General features: G+C 48.1%; 2 protein-coding genes. Both read right to left on the bottom strand.

Annotation, left to right across the window (positions count from 1 at the left end; translation table 11 throughout):
• A partial coding sequence (locus ACB037_RS21260) for a zonular occludens toxin domain-containing protein (protein WP_371175900.1) occupies positions 1–588 on the bottom strand: 588 nt, incomplete at its 3' end.
• Between the two features lie 3 nt (positions 589–591).
• Complete coding sequence (locus tag ACB037_RS21255) at positions 592–906, bottom strand: DUF2523 family protein (RefSeq protein WP_151027397.1); 315 nt, start codon at positions 904–906, stop codon at positions 592–594.
• Positions 907–976: the final 70 nt, after the last annotated feature.

Genomic DNA, 976 nt, shown 5'->3' with positions numbered 1-976 from the left:
CTTGGCTTGCAGCACATCAGACATGGATGTGCCGGAATTGTCGGAAAGGTGAAGAACGGTCTTATAACGGCCACCAATCCCCAATATCGCCATATTGGTATGCCGAATTGCGGTCTCAGCCGCCGACCGAATAACTTGGTGAACCTTTTTGATGTTCGGGGTTGTTAATACAAAATCCCAGTTATGGTGACGGTGCATATCAAAGGCCACGTCGATAGTTTCCGGTCGGCCATCCTCTTTGGCCTTATCCGGCCCGCCTGGATAATTGAGTTTATCCAGGTCACTCTGGCGCCATGCTGGCGGAAATACCCGCTGCACCTCATCAACCAGGAAGAACGCCCCTTTGGGAGCCCAGTGGTAAAACCGCGCCAGATGATCACGCCCTTCCTGGGATTCCGTCTCGACATAGAGCACCTCAAACCCCTCTGGCACATCATTCCCCAGCACCTCACGGCAGCGCTCAACAGAGAAACCGCGCACGTTAGTGATGATATAGCGTCCCTCTTTGATGGCGGGAATCACATCGGTGTGAATAGCACCGCTTGATTTATATGACCCTGGCGCACCGTGATGGATTTTAATCGACATAGATCACCACCCGAATATATTCAGTAGAAAGCGCGTCACAAACGCCTGAGTGATAACAGACATACCCTTATCAAATTGCAGATAGAGCAATATATCCCGCACAGATGCAGGAAGACTGTTAAACGAAGTCGATATCAAATCACTGAATTGCAGGTTTATCAGGATTTCCCTGGCAACATCCCATGAAAACACCAACATAAACAATTTAAACTGGATCCACTGAATAGCGAATTTCACCGAAATCCATGCCGTGACCTGGACCGCAAGATTGTATATATCCTGAAACAACCCACTGAATAAATCACCTAGCCATTCCATCGCTCACCTCTTCGCAACAATCATGAACGCAATAAAGTAGAAAATAAACAACATCAGCGCGAGCAATATT

The sequence above is a fragment of the Aeromonas sp. S19(2024) genome (assembly GCF_041402625.1).
GTDB lineage: Bacteria > Pseudomonadota > Gammaproteobacteria > Enterobacterales > Aeromonadaceae > Aeromonas > Aeromonas caviae.
This window is presented reverse-complemented; position numbering and strand designations above follow the sequence as displayed.